Annotated in this window: 1 pseudogene; it reads right to left on the reverse strand. The window is 58.6% G+C overall.

From position 1 onward, the window contains the following. A pseudogene (locus tag DEQ92_RS22545) lies at positions 1–273 on the reverse strand (ferredoxin); the annotation flags it as partial. Positions 274–461 lie beyond the last annotated feature (188 nt).

Genomic DNA, 461 nt, shown 5'->3' on the forward strand with positions numbered 1-461 from the left:
CGCGAAGACTCCAAACTGGTCGGCGAGCACCAGCGCGGTGAATCCAGCGACGAGGACTCCCTCGGACGCAACGAGTGCCGTCAGTGACGAGAACTGGTCGGCAAATCGTCCAGCAGGGTACTGGACGACCGCGTGGCAAACCCACATCAGCGAGACGAGGGCACCAGTGACGCTTGCGGTAACATCGAACGTCTTCATCACGATCGGGAGGAGCGGCGAGATGGCAAGCATCCCGGTGAGCGCGGTCAGCAGTCCAGCCGCGTGCAGTCCCAACTGGCGGCCGGCGTGCCCTCGAAATAACCCTCTCTTTATCATTAGGTGGACAAGCAGAGACTCCACAACCGGATCAAAAAAAGATAGCGGGGAGGGAAGAGCGAGGCCCGTACTACATCGTCGGAATCGGGGCACGAACGCTACCCGGCTACGCAGATGGGATCCATCCAAAATTATATAAATTTGTT

This window comes from Haloferax sp. Atlit-6N (genome assembly GCF_003383195.1).
In the GTDB taxonomy this organism is placed as follows: Archaea; Halobacteriota; Halobacteria; order Halobacteriales; family Haloferacaceae; genus Haloferax; species Haloferax gibbonsii.